The sequence below is a fragment of the Agrobacterium sp. 22-221-1 genome (genome assembly GCF_053522445.1).
This window is the reverse complement of the sequence record NZ_JBNWCL010000013.1, coordinates 132,167-148,570: the sequence shown is the minus strand read 5'-3', so window position 1 is coordinate 148,570 and position 16,404 is coordinate 132,167. Positions and strand designations below refer to the sequence as shown.

The following is a 16,404-nucleotide window of genomic DNA, read 5'->3' as shown; positions in this document are numbered from 1 at the left end:
GTGCAATATTCTGCTCCACCATCCACCGCACCCCTTTTTGAGGGGCCAAAGATGGCCGATTATCATTAACCGTCGGTTAATCTGCCAAAGTAGTGCTAGAAGGGCGGCTCGTTCTTGAGGAAGGCCGTCTGCGCGGCCCAGAGCGCCTCGCGCTCGGCCAGTGCCTTCGCCAGTTCCTTCTCGATCCAGCGGCGCTCGTTGCGATGGACGGCGTTCCGCAGCTCGGCGCGCAGTTCCTCGATATGCTGATCTATCGACATTGGTCATCTCCTTGATGTTGGTGAAAGACGCCGCCCGCGGTCATGGCGGGCCGGATGGGTCAAGGAGCGCGGAACGCGACCGCCGGAGGCGGCGAGTGGGGGAGCCGATTTTCTGACGCGGTCCCGCAGGGGCTGCGGCTGAAAATTGGGGGCACCGCTCGTCCTTGAGGCATTCGGGTCGCCATGGCACCCTGGGACGGACTGAGCAGACAAAGTTTGGTCTCGTTTGGCACCGGAGGAGCGGAAGCGGGCTCGATGCCCGCTTTCGCTCCCATGACAACGCGGCGGTCAGCGCCAAAATGCCGAAGCCGGCCCCGATCGCTCGGGGCCGGCTGCCTGCCACTCAGTTCGGGTTGTTCCAGAGGATCACCTTCTTCGCCGGATCGCCACCGGGGGCCTGTGCGAGATTGCCGAAGATCACGCCGATCTCGGGCGCCTCCAGCTTCACCGAGAGGTATTCCTCGCCGGTCTGGCGAGCGATGCGGTTCCAGCCCGCGCCGATCTCGAAGCCTGTCTTGCGATGGATGACGCGAAAATCGGGGGCTTCCTCGCTTGCCTTCTGGGCATTCGGGACGATAGCGATCGGTGCGTTGACCCGGATAGTGGCGAAAACGCCTTCGAGGCTGCCGTCGGTCTTCTGCGTCAGGGTTGCGATCGTGGTGGCCATGGTATTGTCTCCTTCGGTTGCTCGGGACCATTCCCGATGGCGCACGAAGAGACGGCCGGCTGCTGCGGTCAGCTCGCCCGAAAATTTTGCAAAATTGTATTTTCCCCCAAGACAAGGAACCGAAATAGAATTTTGCAAAAATTTCGGGCGAGTCTTACCCCTTCAGGGGTTGGCCGCAAAAGCGGGCGGTCGTCTATACGAGCGACATACAACGGGAATGGTTCGGGGCAATCGAAGGACAAGGCACCATCGTGGCTGCCCGGTCCGGCGCTGTGCAAAGCAGCAGTACAGCCCCACAACAAGCGTTTCGCCGCCATCCGGGGAACACCACCTCGTACCGACCGCTCCCGGCTCGAAAGGCATGCGGCGACGTTCCCGCCTCGCCCTTCCTTCACGGACAGAACGATCGGCACGGCAACCGTTCTGTCCATTGCCGACCCTGCGGCAACATCTGGTGGCGCTGAACCCGCCCGACATCCCATGCGCGATCTTTGCTAGCTTGCCCGGTTATCCTGGCCACCGGAAAGTTGAGACCCTCTAGCAAACGGCTCGCCGGCAGGCCAGCAGTATTGAGCGAACTGGGATGGCTTCGTCGACAAAGCCAGGCCCATCGGAGATTACAAGGTGACAGGACCCGAGCAAGTCACAAACGTAATGCCGTAGAGCGGGACATTCTGATCCTCCGAAACGAAATGCGCCTCCTCTGCCACGGCCTGGGCCATGAGGAGATGATCGAAGGGATTGCAGTGAAGAAGCGGGAGAGCAGCAAAAAATGATGTTAGCCGAATTCTCTCCGCGTCAGCCTATCTTTCAAAGAGTACGGCAGCGTAGTCCGATGCACCATGCAAGATATGGACAATGACCACTTGTTCGGCGTCTACACGATAAAAAATCAGATAGTTGCCATGCACCCGGCGGCGAATACCGTAACCTTCATATCGGGGCACCAGAGGAAACGCCAAGGGATTGTATGCCAATGCTTCGCACTTGCCGCGTAATTCCTGGACGAAGGAGAGCGCCCGGCGCGGATTATCGTTGGCGATGTAATCCGCGATGTTTTCAAGATCGCTTTCCGCCTCGCCGGAAAATTCAACGATCATGCGGACTGTTCATCCTTTGCAGCCATCGCACGATATTTGGCCTCCAAGCGGTCAAAGACGTCACTGGCCGGCTTCGTGCGGCCGGCGTCAGCATCGGCCAGCCCACGCATAATCGACGCATCGAGTGCGGCCAGCTTTGTTTCTCTGTCCTGCACAAGCCGCACGCCCTCGCGCAGCACTTCGCTCTTGGAGCCATAGCGACCCGTATCGACAAGCTGCTGGATATAGCTTTCGAGTTGTTTACCCAAATCGGCACTGATCATGTCAAAATCTCCGTCGAGTGTGTTCTCAAAGGATATTCGATTTATCAACTATTATCAATGCTCACCGCCTTTTACGTCACATGCAAGTGTGCCCAACGTGATATTTGGAATGTGACATGCCCTTGCGTCACAAAAATTGTTTGAAATCGGGGGGCAGAAACGACGTATATACATCATAATATATACAGAGAGGAGGGAGCCATGCCCCATGTCGTCCGCGTCAGTCCGGTAGCTCTCAGGCGGTTCGCCTGCCGAGAGAATTTCGTTTCGATGTCGATCGTGTGGACATAATGAAGGAGGGTGATGCACTCATTCTGCGCCCGCACGTCGAGCGTGGTGCGGCGTGGTCGTCCCTGAAAGCAGCGATGGCGCGAGGCTTAAGCGACGACTTCATGAAACGCGGGCGCGAGCAGCCCAAACCACAGGACCGGCCGGAGCTTGATACGGTGTGATCTCACATCTTCTCGACACGAATACGGTCATTGCGTTGAAGACTGGTCGACCGAAGGAAGTCAACGGAGAGACAGTAACCAGTGCCCTATCCGGTGTGCTCTGTTCGCAAAATCCGGTTTGATGCCCTCGGCGAAGAGTAGAAACATTGCGTCGATCAAAAAAAGCAAGACCGCGATAGCGCTCAAAACAATAATCATCCATCCGAAAGCGATAATGATCGCAAAAGCGGGCTGTCCGAGTGCCGGTCCCCATAGATCGGCATTGCCGACAATCAAGCCGAAGGCGACAAGGATCAGCACGGAAGGCATTGCCCGCACCGCGAGAAGCAGGACCTCGATAGATCGGAGCGACGGCGAAACAGCGCTATACTTCATCCGCCATGGAAAACGGAAGCGTATTGATGAGGCCGGATCACTGAACCTCATCTCAAGATATCTGTGCTTCAGTCCGGGCAGTTCCGATATGAACTTCCCGATTAACGAGACAGTTATACTCGCGCCACGGTTATAGCGTCCGTACGGCGAGGTCGTCAGTGCAATCACTGAGCGGACAATACTAGCCAGGACAAGAACCCACGCGCCGACCGTTGCTGCGGTCTCCAGCCACAATGGGTTTTCCTGCTGCCTCAAAACGAGCGCGAAATAAGCAAATCCAAGAGCGCCAAGCACGACGGCTGTGCGGAATGGAAACATGACGAATATCTCCGCTCGACGAAGAGATGAGCGTCGTTGTTCAAACGATGAAACAGAGTTCGACATAGCACCCTCGTCAGTCGCACGATATCCTGGTCGAACTATAGCATCCGGTCGTGCGACATCAACCATACCCGGCCAGTGTCTCCAGGCTCAACGTTGGCTTCCCTTGCGCGCGAGAGGTCGAGACCACTGGTCACATGATGATCTGGGAGTATTTCAGAGGCCGCTGCGGTTGAACCGAACGGCCTCTGAAGGGCGTTTACGGATTGTCTCAGCCGAAGCGCCAGACCGGGATGCCGAACTGGCGGGCCTTGTCGGCAAGATTACCGGTGATCCCGGAACCGGGAAAGATGATGACACCCGCCGGCATGACCGAGAGCATGGCATCGTTGCGACGGAACGGAGCCGCCTTGGCATGTTTCGTCCAGTCAGGCTTGAAGGCGATCTGTGTCGCCTTGCGGGCCTCGGCCCAGCAGGCGGCAATGCGCTCGGCGCCCTTCGGTGAGCCGCCGTGCAGCAGGACCAGATCAGGATATTTGGCATGGGCCTTGTCGAGGGCGGCCCAGATTTGCTCATGGTCGTTATAGTCCATACCGCCGCCGAAGGCGATCTTGGTGCCGGTCGGGATCAGCACCTCGGTCTCGGCTCGCCTACGGGCCGACAGGAAGTCTCTGGAGTCGATCATCGCCGCGGTCATGTTGGTATGGCTGACCTTGGAGCCGGTGCGCGGGCGCCAGGCCGATCCTGTCTGGGCCTCGAACAGGTCGGCCGCAAAGTCGCGCATGAACTCGAAGGCGTTGCGGCGCTCGATAAGTGTGATGCCTTCGGCGACCAGACGCTCCAGCTCGACACTCTTGACCTCCGAGCCATCCTGCTCGCGCTGACCAGTCCGCTGGGCATCCTCGTTGCGCTGAAGCTCGCGCTGAATGCGTTCGCCGGCGCGGTGAAAGAGGTTGGGAACCGACCAGAGCAGGTCTTCGAGATCTGGCTCCAGCCGCGTATCGCCGAGCATTTCGAACAGGGCGTCGAAGATTGCGGTCAGCGCCGACTGGACCACGGGCTCCTCGGGGAGCGGTCGTGGATCCGGCTCGTCCTGGAAGGGGCGATGGCCGTAGAGCTGCATCTCGTAGATGAAGCGGTCGGTTGGGGAAGACTCGTGGTGGGGCTCGAAGGCGTCGTCGTTGGGAAGTATGAGGTTCATGATGGTCTCCGTCGGTTTGGGCCGCGCCTCTCGCGGCCTGACGGCGATCCCTGTCCATGCGGAGGCGGGCCAGAACCGCGGCGCTGCGCGCTGCGGCCACGCAAAGCAGTGGGCCCCGCCGGCAAGGTTTTTTGTCCCGCGAGGAGCACTGGCGCCGCATTGGCCCGAAAAGTGGGAACCGGTTTTCGGAGCAGCCGATGCGCGGGGAGAGCCGGTGCGGGGAAAAAACTTTTCCGGCGGCGGCTGGCGGCCCGCCCGCCGCATGGTAAGGGTCGCCTCCCGGCAGGCCCGCGGGCGCGCGCCCGTCCGGGCGGCGACCGGCAAGCACCGGCCTTCCCAACCACGCCGCCGCAACCCTCCTCGCCCCCATCATGGCCGCATTACACGGACAGGAAGGCCTGAGTATCTTCCGGGGCGAGTTGCGCCCGCAGATTGGCGATCAACCGGTCCGGTCCGAGTTGGCGCAGATCTTCGTTGAAGTCGCCGAGTTGCGGTGTGAGCACAAGCGGCAGGATGCCGAGCGACTGCGTCCGGCGGCTCAATCCCTCGATGCCGTGCCTGCCGGCGGCATCCGCGTCCGCCGCAATGTAGAGGCGCTCGCACTCGTCCGGTGGCCGGAAGGCGGCAAGGTGATTGGCGGTCAGCGCCGAGACCATCGGCATGGAAGGCATCACATGCGACAGCGACAGGATGCTTTCGAGCCCCTCGCCAGCGATCATGACCGGCACGGGGCAATCGACGGAGAAACGGAAGCGTACGGCATTGCCGAGCAAGCCTCCAAGAGCACGCCGCGGCGTGTCCACCTGCGCCTTGCCGATGCTGCCCGGGTCGAGCCCGCAGCGATCGAGATACGTGCGATGCACACCGGTGATCGTTCCGAAGCGATCGGTTACGGCTGCGATCAGCGCCGGAAAGCTGCTCGTCCTGCCCGTGACAAGATCGCGATAGTAGCAGGAGGGGTGAAACCGGAGCGCGGGATGCAAAGCCGCCCGCAGGATGCCCCGCTGGCGCAGATAGCTGTCGGCCAGCGTACGCGCAAGCGGCTGCGTCATCCGGAACAGGCGCTGTGCGCGTTCGTTTGCCGGTCTGTCGACCGGCGGATCTGGGCGGGCGTCGTCCCTGTGGGACGACGCGGGGCCGGATTGGGGTTCGTTCAGAAAACGCCGCGCCTCATCGGCCACGTCGCGGAAATCGACCAGCCCGCAGGTTTCCCGCACGAGATCGAGCAGATCGCCGAACTGAGCCGTCGCCGCATCCACCCACCTTCCCATGCGAGGACCGGAGAGGTGGACATAGAGCGACTTACCCTTGTTGTTGGCGACATCGCCAACGATCCAGTAGTTGCCGGCCCTGCGGCCAGCGGAGAGATAATGACGGCAGAACGCCTCGGCATTGCGCGCGAGACGATCCGCCAGTTCAGACGCGGACGACATGAGGGTTACCCCCGGCCAGCAACGTCGACGATGCGATATCGCTCGATCAGACGGGAGAGGATCGCCAATCCCTCATCCGAGGTCGGGATGAAGAACCTGACCTTCCAGGCGATCATTTCGGAGAACAGGCCGAGCGATCGCAGTCTGTCGCGCATGCCATCGGTGAAGCCGGTGAGCTCGACGCGATAGTCGTTCATCACCCGGACGCGCCTGAGGGTCATGTTGCCGGCAAGCGCGACGACAGAGGAGCCGCCGAGCAGCGATTGCCAGACCTCAGCGGCGCTGACGACCTCGGTCTGGTCGAGCCCAAAATTCCGGCAAAGCCGCGTCAGCCCCTCCGGGGAGACCAGACGTCCCACGATGCGCTCGCCGTCATCGGTCTGGAGACGATAGACCCGGCAGTAATCCTGCGGCAGCAGCTTCCAGATCGGCAGCAACAGGCCCGACACCACATGCATGGTGGACACCGAGAATTCCGGGAGGCCGGCGACTTCGGCCTGCCATGCGCCGGCAAAGCTTTGTTCGTCCGTCGCTTCCCAATTTGTTTCTTCCAGCTGGCGCACTTCGAAGCGGATCTCATCCATCGGCCGGATGAGCGCGACGCGCGGCTGGATCGAACCGTCGTCGAGCATGACCGATCGGGTAGGAACCTGCACCGCCGGGCGGCCCGACTTGCCGTTGATCATCAGTACAGCGTGCGGATCGCGCATGGGGAGGCCCAGAGCATCGGCGAGCGGCATTGGCCTGTTGCGATCCATACGCTCGATGGTCAGAAGGTGTGATTGAGCGCCAGTGACCGGATGGGTGTAGACAAGCCGCCGGTTCTTCACCGTCATATGGTCTGCGGTCAGTGTCTCAAGACCCTTGTCGTAGACGCCCGCGGCGATCGCGCCCTCGATGCGGGCGGCCAGCAATTGCTCGAAGGCGTCGAACAGCAGGTTCTGCATGGCGATGGTCAATGCCAGCATGCGGTTCAGGAAGGTGTGGATCGGCGGCAGTTCATCCTTGAGTCCACCCTCTTCTGCCGTTAGCGACAGGCCGGTGATCGCCTCGAATTTTTCCAGCGAGCAGCCTTCGATACCGCCGGCATGGACCAGCTTGTAGAACTGCCGCATCGCGTCCCGGGCATATTGGGATTCGAGGTTGTCTTCACTGCGGAACATACCCTGACCGCCGGTCTGGCGCTGCCCGCGAGTGATGGCGCCGAGCGTGTCGAGACGTCTTGCGATCGTCGACAGAAACCTCCGTTCGGCTTTCACATTGGTGGCGATCATGCGGAAACGCGGAGGCTGTGCCTGGTTGGTGCGATGGCTGCGGCCGAGCCCCTGGATCGCCACATCTGCTCGCCAGCCGGCTTCGAGGAGATTGTGGAGACGCCGGCGCTGGTTCTTCGCTCCGAGATCGGCATGATAGGATCTCCCCGTTCCCCCAGCCTCGCTGAAAATCAGGATCGGCTTCTCGTCGTCCATGAAGGCGCGGGTCTCGTCGAGGTTGGCGCTGCCCGGCCGGCTCTCGACGGCAAAGCGATCGATCGTGCCGCCATCCTCGCGCCGAACGATGCGGCGGCCGCGGCCGGTGATCTCGGCCACTTGACCAGTGCCGAATTGCTGGACGATCTGGTCGAGAGCGGTCGGAACGGCAGGAAGACTGCCAAGCCGTTCGAGCAGCGTATCACGGCGTGCAACGGCTTCGCGGCACAGGACGGGATTGCCATCGGCGTCATAGACCGGGCGCGACAGGAGATTGCCTTCAGCGTCAGAATATTCCTCGAAGAGCTGGGTCGGGAAGGAATTGTTGAGGTACTCGGCGACGATCTCACGCGGCGTGACATCCACCTGGATATCGCTCCATTCCTCTGTCGGGATTTCCGCGAGCCGGCGCTCGATCAGGGACTGGCCGGTGGATATGATCTGGACGATCGCCGCGTGGCCTTCTTTCACGTCCGCCTTGATGGCACTCATCAGCGCCGGCGTCTTCATCGACGTCAGGAGATGGTTGAAGAAGCGCTGCTTGGTGCTTTCGAAGGCGGAGCGGGCGGAGGCTTTGGCTTGTTTGTTGAGCGTGCCGCCGCTCGATGTGATGCCCGAAGCCTCCAGTGCCAGATTGAGATGATTGTGGATGATCTGGTACGCTTCGGCATAAGAGTCGTAGATGCAGACCTGCTCCTCGGTCAGTTCGTGTTCGAGGATGTCGTATTCCACGCCTTCGAAGGACAGGGACCTCGAGGCATAAAGGCCCATGGCCTTGAGATCGCGGGCCAGGACTTCCATCGTGGCCACGCCGCCATCCTCAATCGCCGCGATAAACTCGGACCGGGTCGAGAAGGGAAAGTCCGCACCACCCCAGAGACCGAGGCGCTCGGCATAGGCGAGCGACTCCACCTCGGATGCGCCAGTCGCGGAAACGTAGACAACGCGGGCATTCGGCAGAGCGCGCTGAAGGCGAAGGCCGGCCCGGCCCTGTTGCGAGGCAGACTTCTCGCCGCGATCCGACTTGCCACCAGCGGCATTGGCCATGGTATGCCCTTCATCGAAGATGACGACGCCGTCGAAGCCTTTTGCGCTCCCTGTCGCGGCGTCGCCGCTCCCCGCCTCTTGACCCAGCCAGTCAACGATCTGCTGCACACGCGAGCGTTTGCCCTCGCGCTCATCGGTGCGCAGTGTCGCGAAGGTGACGAAGAGGATGCCTTCATCGAGTTTGATCGGTTTTCCCTGCCGATAGCGTGACAATGGCGTCACCAGCAGCTTTTCCTGGCCGAGTGCCGCCCAGTCACGCTGGGCATCCTCGATCAGGGTCTCGGATTTCGAGATCCACAGGTGCCGGCGACGACCCTTCAGCCAATTGTCCAATATGATGCCGGCGGCCTGGCGGCCTTTTCCGGCTCCCGTGCCATCGCCCAAAAACCAGCCTCGGCGAAAGCGGACACCGCCTTCGGTCTCCGGGGTGACCGCCTTCAAATTGTCGAAACTGGCATCGAGGGACCAGTGGCCAGCAAGATAACCGGAATGGGCCTCGCCGGCATAGATCACGCTTTCAAGCTGGGCGTCAGAGAGATCGCCGCCGGACACGATGCGCTTTGGCAGATGCGGACGGTAACTCGGTTTGGGCGGGGCGACCGACGCCATGGCGACGGATTCGACCAGCTTGTCCGGATGCGGTCTTGCATCCGGAATCCTGATCGCTTGCAATTGATAGGGTTCGTAGATCCCATCGGCGACATCGGCGCGTGCGTCTGTCGCTTCGTCGCGCAGTTCGTAGGACAGCTCGACGACGTCATCGTCGATCCGGGATACCGGCGAGGACGCCGGACGCGGCGCATGAGCGGCTAAAGGGTGGTTTGCTGGAGCCATCACCGCCGCAGGGCGCATGGTGTCGGCCGCTTTGCGGGCAGCCATCTTCGCTGCACAGGCACTCAGGATTCCGTTGGAAAGCGCGCCGATGGAGTTCGGCGCGGTGGATGGGGAGCGAGGCGGAAGGCCCGAGATCCAGGTGAGCAACGTCTCCAGATCGGGCGCCACACCCTGCGATGCAACGAGCTTTGCCGGATCGGCGGCGGCGATCTTGTCGATGACCGTCAGGCGGGTTTCCATCGTCGTGCCGTGGCGGGCGTAGATGCTGCCATCGATCGCGGCGCTGAACAGAACCGTGCCGCGGTCCTGAAGCCGGACGAAGGCGTCTCGCCATTTGGGATTGTCGGGAGAAAGGCTGGAGCCGGTGATTGCAACCAGCCGGCCGCCGGGGGCAAGCCGCGCGAAGGCGGAGGCGAGATGACGCCATGCGGCGTCGACCATCCGGCCTTCGACATGAACGCCCGTGGAAAACGGCGGGTTCATCAGCACGACGGTCGGACGAGTCGCGCGATCGAGATAGTCGTCGATATGGGCAGCGTCGTGCTGTGTGACCGGCGAACCCGTGAAGAGATGCTTCAGAAGGCCGTGGCGAACAGGAGCATATTCGTTGAGAGACAGTCGCGCGCGAGCGAGTTCCGCGAAGATCGCCATCAGACCGGTTCCGGCCGACGGTTCGAACACTATGTCGCCGGCCATGAGACCTGCGGCACGGGCCGCGACGTAGGCGAGCGGTATCGGCGTGGAAAACTGCTGGAGTTGCTGGCTTTCCTCTGAACGCCGGGTGTGGGTCGGGATCAAGCCTGCAACCTTGTTGAGCATGGCAAGCGCTGCCTGCGGCGCGTTCGCACGGGAGCCGATCGCGCCGCCGAACTTGCGCAAGAAATGGACTTGCGCCACTTCCGTTGCCTCATAGGCGTCCTTCCAGGACCAGAAGCCCTCGGCATCCGAGCCGCCAAAGGCGTTCATCAGGATGGTGCGGAGATCGGCTGCGCCGATGGCATGGCCGCGTTCGAGAAACGGCAGAAGCTCACGGCTGGCGTTGAGAATGTTGTCCGCACGGCTGGCGGAAACAAGCGAAGTAGCGGCCGTGTTCGCGGCGCGGGAAGAAATGATGTTCATAGGAGATCCTGTCGAGAGCGGGAAAGGACAAGCCCGCCCGGACGCTCTCCAAACCCCGGCAGGCCCCCCTTTCCGGCCCCTCTTTCCCTCCGAGGCGACATAGGCGGCAGGCTCCCGGCTTTTCATCGGGGCGCGAGTTTGAGGTTGCCGAATACGGCGGCGGCACCTGCCGATACCTCATGCAGGACAGCTTTACCGCCGGCAACGATCCAGTCCGCGGCCTCCTCAGCCGACAATTCGTGAACATGAACGAAATGACGTTCTGCCGTGGCGCGTTGGCGTTCGAAAGCATCACGGTTCTCGAAAGCGTAGAGGGTATCGCCGGGGCCGTCCCAATAAACGACCGCGAAGCAGGCAGGCCGGACGACCTCAGAGCGGAAGTTCAGAAAAACCGGCTCAATGGCCGGAGCGCGAACATCGATTGCAGGAATGGTCATGGTACTCTCCTGAGAAACGAAAAGGCCCGACGCTCCGTGGGGAGCGTCGGGCCTGGCTGGGGAGGGGATAGCTGAGGCTAATCACACGACAAGCGCTGCCGATCAGGGCAGGCTCGCGGGCACGCCTTCGAAAAAGACTTCGTCGGTATTGGCTTCGAACAGCTTCAGGATGCGGCCGTTAACGGCGACGCACTCACTGATCCAGTTGTAGTCGAGCTTCGTGTGTCTGCCGAACCGGTCGGCGGGCACATAGACGATCGTGAAATGCCGATATTCCCGTCCATCGGCCGTGACATGGACATGGGGACCTTCGATTGTGATGACTATTCCGCCCGTGCCATAAGACGTACGGATCATCATGCCGGGACGAACGAGCGCAGCGACATCCGGCGCACCCGGTGGTGTCGAACGGTAGCAACCCGGATCATGCGCCCCAAGTCGCGCTGAATAGAGCGAATGGGCGAGATGCTGTGGCGGCATCTCGCCGGGTCGGGGTTTACGCCGGATCTGCATTCCCGTCTCCACTGTCGTCCTCGCTCGGCAACCGGTCGCCGGATTGGACCTGTTGCTCGGTCAGAAAGCCGTCAGGAGTGTCGGGATCGGGAGGGAAATAGGTCTCATAGGGGTTCGCATCGGCCAGGTGCCCAAAAGGAGTGAACAGGTGGGACGCTCCATCACTTCCGACAGCGCACAGCACGTAGCGAGGCTCCCGCGTGCTCGAATCCAGGCATTCCATAAGTGCAAGGTTCCCGTCCGCCGCCGCTCGCAACAGGGTGCGGAAGTTTGCCCTGATATAATTGGGTATCGTCATTTCGTTCCTCCTGAAAAAGAAAAACCCGGTTCACCACCGGGCAGCGGGGTTGTGGATGCGGGCGGCCAGCTGTTCAGAGCCGGGACGCGTTGACGATAGCCTTGAGCGAACGCACTCTCTCCAGCCTCGGCCGGCCGGCGCTCCACCGGCCGATCTCCCTTTCTCCCCCTGCGCAATCGCCCTCCCTCCGTGGCTGCAGCGCTGGCGAGATTACGTCATACTGGTTCGCGACCCCATGCATTACTGACTAATTTACGGTAGTAAAATGCGCGATTACCGGATAGATTTGACAGTAGAGAGGGAGAGCAAGGATGCGAAAATTTGCAATCGGAAATCATGTCACCGAGGAAACCGGCCCTGAATTGCAGGAATTTCTCGCCCAAGCCTACGAGCAGCGTTTGCGACCATTGTGCATGTGCAAGGATCCGTCCGTGCCAATGTACATCGCCCGTGTCGAGGACCAGTATCTCATCAAACGGATGCCGCTATCGGGACGGGACCATGATCCTGCCTGCCCTTCCTATGAGCCGCCCCACGAGCTTTCCGGCCTCGGCCCGCTGATCGGCAATGCGATCCAGATCGATGCCAGCGGCAAGACCGACCTGAAACTGGATTTTTCGCTGACGAAACGGGGACCACGTGGAGCACCTGGTGCATCGGCTGAATCATCTGAAGCCGGCATCCACAGCGAGCCACAGAAGCTGTCGCTCAGGGCAATGCTTCATTATCTCTGGGAGGCTGGCGAATTGACGGAATGGCGCTCAACCTGGAAAGGCAGGCGCGGCTGGGGGCGGGTTCGCTCCAGTCTCATCAATGCTGCGTCACAGATGTCGGCAAGAGGTTGCCCTCTTATCGACATGCTCTATGTGCCGGAAGTATTCCAGCCGGAGGACAGGGATGGCATCGCCGCAAGGCGGGCGGCGGCACTCAAGGGCGTGCAGGCGACGAAGTCGGCGCCGAGGAAGTTGATGATGATCGTGGCCGAAGTGAAGGAATTTTCCCCGGCGCGCGAAGGCCAGAAAATCATCGTGCGACACACGCCTTTCCCGCTGATGATCGAGGACGGCGCATGGCGGCGGCTGGCCGCGCGCTATGAAACCGAGCTCGAACTGTGGCGGTCGAGCGAGGCTTTCCATTTGATTGTCATCGCCACCTTCGGCATTTCCGCTGCTGGCATTGCATCGGTGGAAGAGATCGCGCTGATGGTGGTCAATGATCACTGGCTCCCGTTCGAGGATATTCACGAACTCAGGTTGCTGGAAAAGCTCGGTCACCTGAAGCGAAAGACCGTCAAGGGGCTGCGTTTCAACCTGCCGCGCGATGCACCGATCGCGTCGGTGATCATGCCGGAGCAGAAGCCGGCACCCGTCGCAATGTTTATCGTCCCTCCAAGTGCCGGTGACGACTATGAACACGCCCTTGCCGATATGATCGAAACGCGACCGGAGATCACCCCGTGGGTCTGGCGTGTGGCGGACGGCGAAATCCCCCCGCTCCCTTGATCCGGGTTCGGCGCCACCGCCCGTTGACAGGACGCGGCGAATAAGAGCACCTGCTACGAAGAAATTCATCCGCTACAGTCAGCCGGAGCATCATGAAACCAGAGAAAAAGCCGTTTGTCGTCGAGTTCAAGAACCGGCGTCGCCAATCCACGCAACAAAACTCGATCTGGGGCGCAATCGACCTGAAAACAGCAAGCGATCAGGTCGCCGCCAATGAAATGGCTGACGTGATTGACGCGAGCACGGCCGAGCAGCCATCGGACGCTGGCGCGACCCTGAACATCGCCGATCTCAGCGCATGACGGCCGCATAGACCAGTTCCGACATCGCCCATCAGGTCGCTCCTCGTCACGAGCCAGCGCGGCTTGAGTCCGGAGTGACGCCGGGTGCGTTTCTCGTGATGACATCCTGCCGACGGCACCTGACGGCCATCATCACGTCGTCGAGAAACTCTTCCGGTTCGCCCGCGCGGTCGGCTCCTTCGTCGGACCAGAGCAGGGCCTCAACGAAGGCTGGCGCGAAATCGAAGGTGAAGCCTTCTTTTTCAAGTTCCTCGAACAGGCCGGCATAGATGTCGAGTGCGAGGGGCACGAGCGCACGAACATGGGACCGCATAGCCTGCCATCCAACGACATCCCAGATTTGCGACATGCGGACGGTCGTGTCCGGGACAGGCCGCCCGTCCTGATGAAGCCCGCGAAAATAAAGCATGGCCTCCCAGATGCAGAGCGCCGCCTCAAACTCCTTCACCCTGAACGGATCGCTTGCAGCAATACCTGCCAAGGCGCTGTTGCTCTCCAAACGGGCCGATGGCGAGGCAGCAGACCGCAACGCCTGGTCCTGGAGCCGGAAGCGGGCAAGAAGGTCTTCGCTGCTCGCATGATGGATAGCCCTGGCGGTGATCAGCGAAACGCCGGCACCGTAGGACTCGGGACGTTGAGACGGGTGGTTCATCCATTGGATCACGGTGACTTCGCGCAAATCCGTGGATCGCGCGACGATGCCCTGGACAACGAATTGCCACGGGAACTGACTGAGATCGATGCTGATCATCGTGTCGTCTTGGGCCACGTTACCACCCGCCGACAGGAGGGCGGGAACACGGCTGGCGATGAAGACATTGACTGGCTCCTGGATAAATTGCGCCGAGGCGCGATACGCATCGGCCAGTTCGCTGCGCGCCACGCGGATCGGATTGGTCGGCCCGAAATCTGTGAACAGGATAAGGCCCGCCTCGGTCTCGCTGCACTCGAGCACATTGGTGAGGATCAGCATTTCGAGCGGGCTGATGTCTGCGAGTGGGATAGGCGGATAGGTGTAAATTCTGGTTTCGAGAGTGGTCATGACGGCTCCTTTCCATGAACGTCAAAACCCGGCGCAATGGCCGGGCTCTTGTGAGGAAATGCTGAATGCTGGTGCGAGGGTCGCCGCTAACCGGCGCGGTCAGATTCCGCAGCGGTATCTTCAGCGCAGCGCATCCCTTCAAGGGAAACCTTGCGGTCCTCGATCCGGATCACGACCGATCCTTTCGTCGGGAGACGCCACACCACCTCGCGCTCAATGGCGCGGATAATGGCATTGAGGTCGGCCTCGGCCTCCGATTGCAGCAGGTTGACGCTCAGGTCCTCCGCCTCGTCGGAAAACCATTCCAGTTGCTGATCGTAAGATGCATCGTCGGCGTCGTCGGACGGGCAAAACAGTGCATCGATCAGGAACATTCGCAACGCCACCGGCGTGATCGTCGATTGTCGCGTCACCAGAATGTCCACCTCGTGGAGCGAACCGTATTCGGGACCTGCGACGATCAGGTCGGTTTCGAGGCGCTGGATATTCACTGCGCGCCCATCTCCCACCTCAAGGACGATCTCGAGCCGGTCCGGTCGTCCCTCGGTCTCGAACGAGCCGACTGGCTCGATCTCCTCACCGGCATCGCCAGTGACCATCTTATAGCCTGTGAGGGCGATCCGGCTAAGCCGGTCGTACCAGAGATAGCCGGCAAAAGCGTGGTTCGGTTCGAAAACCGGCGGAGCATCGCCCCAGGCAGCAAACGCCCGAGCGACGTTCTGCTCTTCAAGAGGACTGCCGCCCTCGTAGATGCGAGCGTTCGGGCCGACTGGCTTCGCGGGCAAGGATTCATTGCGGTCGGCTTCCGCGAAGATCGGGGAAAACGGTCTCAGGGCAGGTGCAGCCTCACTCGGGTCGACGCCGAGGGTGCGTCCCCGCTGATAATCCTTGAACGACAGGCTATGCGGGCCAGAAGCCGCGATCAGGCGGAAATAGATGCGGTCGATCTCTTCCAGCAGGGCATCGAACATTTCGTTGCGTACCACCTCCTTGCGCGCTGGCAGCACCAGCTTGAGATGGGCGCAATCGACCACATCGACCCGCGCGAAGAAGGATCGATGCCATGACTGGCGGAGCTCAGGCAGCGGCATTCCGAGCGTCACACCGTGAAAATTGGCGTTGTCGAAATTGTATCGACCGGGATTACGACTGAATACGCCGATCCGTATCCCGCGCCATTCCTCGATATGTTCGGCCTCACCGAGGAAATCCGACGACGGCATGATCTCACCGTTAAATTCCACCGCGACGGGATAGAAGCGGGCCGCATGCTGAACGGCTCCGGCAATGTTCTCGCTGGCCATCTCGGGAACAATAACGGTCACACCCTTATGGTCATGCGGCCCAGGCCCGACGTTGACGGGCTGCTTACCATGAAAGGCCTCCGCGCTCGCCTGGATAAGCCACGAGTCCGATGTCCCCTTCCGCTGGGCGATGATTGTGGTCCCTCGATTGGCAAGAGCAAAGAAGCCCATGCCCGCGGCGTCTTCGGAAGATGAGAGCGCTTCGGACCAACCGCTCTGCCCCAGGGAAAAGAGCGATCGAGGGTCTTCGAGGCCGGCGCCATTGTCCGCGATGCGCACGGCTTTGCCGAAACGTGGATCATCAATCTGGTCGATCACCACCTTTGTCGCGCCGGCGCGGCGTGCGTTTTGCAGCAACTCGTTGAGAATATCGTCGATCGCGGCGTTGAACAGGCGGCCGACCTTTTCGATGGCTTCTGCCGCGACCTTGGCGTGGAATGAGAAATCGGTCATTTCGGTTCTCCA

The 16,404-nt window shown here is 61.1% G+C and carries 16 protein-coding genes and 1 pseudogene; 3 read left to right on the top strand and 14 right to left on the bottom strand.

The window, feature by feature from the left end; genetic code table 11:
- Window positions 1-95: 95 nt before the first annotated feature.
- The 5 genes and pseudogenes from ACQZ5N_RS19330 to ACQZ5N_RS19310 all read right to left on the bottom strand — a co-directional run bounded on the left by ACQZ5N_RS19330 (window position 96) and on the right by ACQZ5N_RS19310 (window position 2,290).
- Window positions 96-260, bottom strand: a complete 165-nt coding sequence (locus ACQZ5N_RS19330) for a hypothetical protein (RefSeq protein ID WP_448733832.1) — start codon at window positions 258-260, stop codon at window positions 96-98.
- A 343-nt stretch (window positions 261-603) separates the two neighbouring features.
- The gene (locus tag ACQZ5N_RS19325) at window positions 604-927 is read right to left on the bottom strand and encodes a DUF736 domain-containing protein (protein WP_113082129.1); all 324 of its coding nucleotides are present in this window, start codon (window positions 925-927) and stop codon (window positions 604-606) included.
- Between the two features lie 617 nt (window positions 928-1,544).
- Window positions 1,545-1,691: pseudogene (locus tag ACQZ5N_RS19320) on the bottom strand (type II toxin-antitoxin system VapC family toxin); the annotation flags it as partial.
- 39 nt (window positions 1,692-1,730) lie between these two features.
- A complete protein-coding gene (locus ACQZ5N_RS19315) occupies window positions 1,731-2,027 on the bottom strand; it encodes a type II toxin-antitoxin system RelE/ParE family toxin (RefSeq protein WP_448733831.1) in 297 nt (98 codons plus the stop codon).
- On the bottom strand, window positions 2,024-2,290 hold the full coding sequence (locus ACQZ5N_RS19310; protein WP_448733830.1) for a type II toxin-antitoxin system ParD family antitoxin: 267 nt from the start codon (window positions 2,288-2,290) through the stop codon (window positions 2,024-2,026). The genes ACQZ5N_RS19315 and ACQZ5N_RS19310 overlap by 4 nt, the downstream gene beginning before the upstream one ends.
- Window positions 2,291-2,472: 182 nt before the next feature.
- Between ACQZ5N_RS19310 and ACQZ5N_RS19305 the strand changes: the two genes are divergently transcribed.
- Window positions 2,473-2,742, top strand: coding sequence for an antitoxin (locus ACQZ5N_RS19305; protein ID WP_448733836.1), 270 nt, complete (start codon window positions 2,473-2,475; stop codon window positions 2,740-2,742).
- Between the two features lie 60 nt (window positions 2,743-2,802).
- Here ACQZ5N_RS19305 and ACQZ5N_RS19300 read toward each other — a convergent pair whose 3' ends face one another.
- From ACQZ5N_RS19300 to ACQZ5N_RS19270, 7 genes are all read right to left on the bottom strand, one after another.
- The gene (locus ACQZ5N_RS19300; protein WP_448733829.1) at window positions 2,803-3,435 is read right to left on the bottom strand and encodes a hypothetical protein; all 633 of its coding nucleotides are present in this window, start codon (window positions 3,433-3,435) and stop codon (window positions 2,803-2,805) included.
- Window positions 3,436-3,709: 274 nt separating this feature from the next.
- Window positions 3,710-4,639 carry a DUF2493 domain-containing protein gene (locus ACQZ5N_RS19295; protein ID WP_448733828.1) on the bottom strand — a complete coding sequence of 310 codons (930 nt, stop codon included), beginning with the start codon at window positions 4,637-4,639 and terminating at the stop codon, window positions 3,710-3,712.
- A gap of 380 nt (window positions 4,640-5,019) precedes the next feature.
- Entirely contained in the window at window positions 5,020-6,072 is a 1,053-nt protein-coding gene (locus tag ACQZ5N_RS19290) for a DUF7146 domain-containing protein (protein ID WP_448733827.1), read from the bottom strand.
- A gap of 5 nt (window positions 6,073-6,077) precedes the next feature.
- Window positions 6,078-10,541, bottom strand: a complete 4,464-nt coding sequence (locus tag ACQZ5N_RS19285; RefSeq protein WP_448733826.1) for a strawberry notch-like NTP hydrolase domain-containing protein — start codon at window positions 10,539-10,541, stop codon at window positions 6,078-6,080.
- A 122-nt stretch (window positions 10,542-10,663) separates the two neighbouring features.
- The gene (locus tag ACQZ5N_RS19280; RefSeq protein ID WP_448733825.1) at window positions 10,664-10,978 is read right to left on the bottom strand and encodes a hypothetical protein; all 315 of its coding nucleotides are present in this window, start codon (window positions 10,976-10,978) and stop codon (window positions 10,664-10,666) included.
- 102 nt (window positions 10,979-11,080) lie between these two features.
- Complete coding sequence (locus ACQZ5N_RS19275; RefSeq protein ID WP_448733824.1) at window positions 11,081-11,491, bottom strand: hypothetical protein; 411 nt, start codon at window positions 11,489-11,491, stop codon at window positions 11,081-11,083.
- Window positions 11,475-11,789 carry a DUF6117 family protein gene (locus ACQZ5N_RS19270; RefSeq protein WP_448733823.1) on the bottom strand — a complete coding sequence of 105 codons (315 nt, stop codon included), beginning with the start codon at window positions 11,787-11,789 and terminating at the stop codon, window positions 11,475-11,477. Before ACQZ5N_RS19270 ends, ACQZ5N_RS19275 begins: the two co-directional genes overlap by 17 nt.
- Window positions 11,790-12,100: 311 nt before the next feature.
- On the opposite strand from ACQZ5N_RS19270, the gene ACQZ5N_RS19265 reads away from it, so the two are divergent.
- The gene (locus ACQZ5N_RS19265) at window positions 12,101-13,291 is read left to right on the top strand and encodes a DUF1173 domain-containing protein (protein WP_448733822.1); all 1,191 of its coding nucleotides are present in this window, start codon (window positions 12,101-12,103) and stop codon (window positions 13,289-13,291) included.
- A 92-nt stretch (window positions 13,292-13,383) separates the two neighbouring features.
- A complete protein-coding gene (locus ACQZ5N_RS19260; protein ID WP_448733821.1) occupies window positions 13,384-13,593 on the top strand; it encodes a hypothetical protein in 210 nt (69 codons plus the stop codon).
- A 46-nt stretch (window positions 13,594-13,639) separates the two neighbouring features.
- Here the strand turns inward: ACQZ5N_RS19260 and ACQZ5N_RS19255 are convergent, their stop codons facing one another.
- Entirely contained in the window at window positions 13,640-14,635 is a 996-nt protein-coding gene (locus tag ACQZ5N_RS19255) for a hypothetical protein (RefSeq protein ID WP_448733820.1), read from the bottom strand.
- An 86-nt stretch (window positions 14,636-14,721) separates the two neighbouring features.
- A complete protein-coding gene (locus ACQZ5N_RS19250) occupies window positions 14,722-16,392 on the bottom strand; it encodes a hypothetical protein (RefSeq protein ID WP_448733819.1) in 1,671 nt (556 codons plus the stop codon).
- Window positions 16,393-16,404 lie beyond the last annotated feature (12 nt).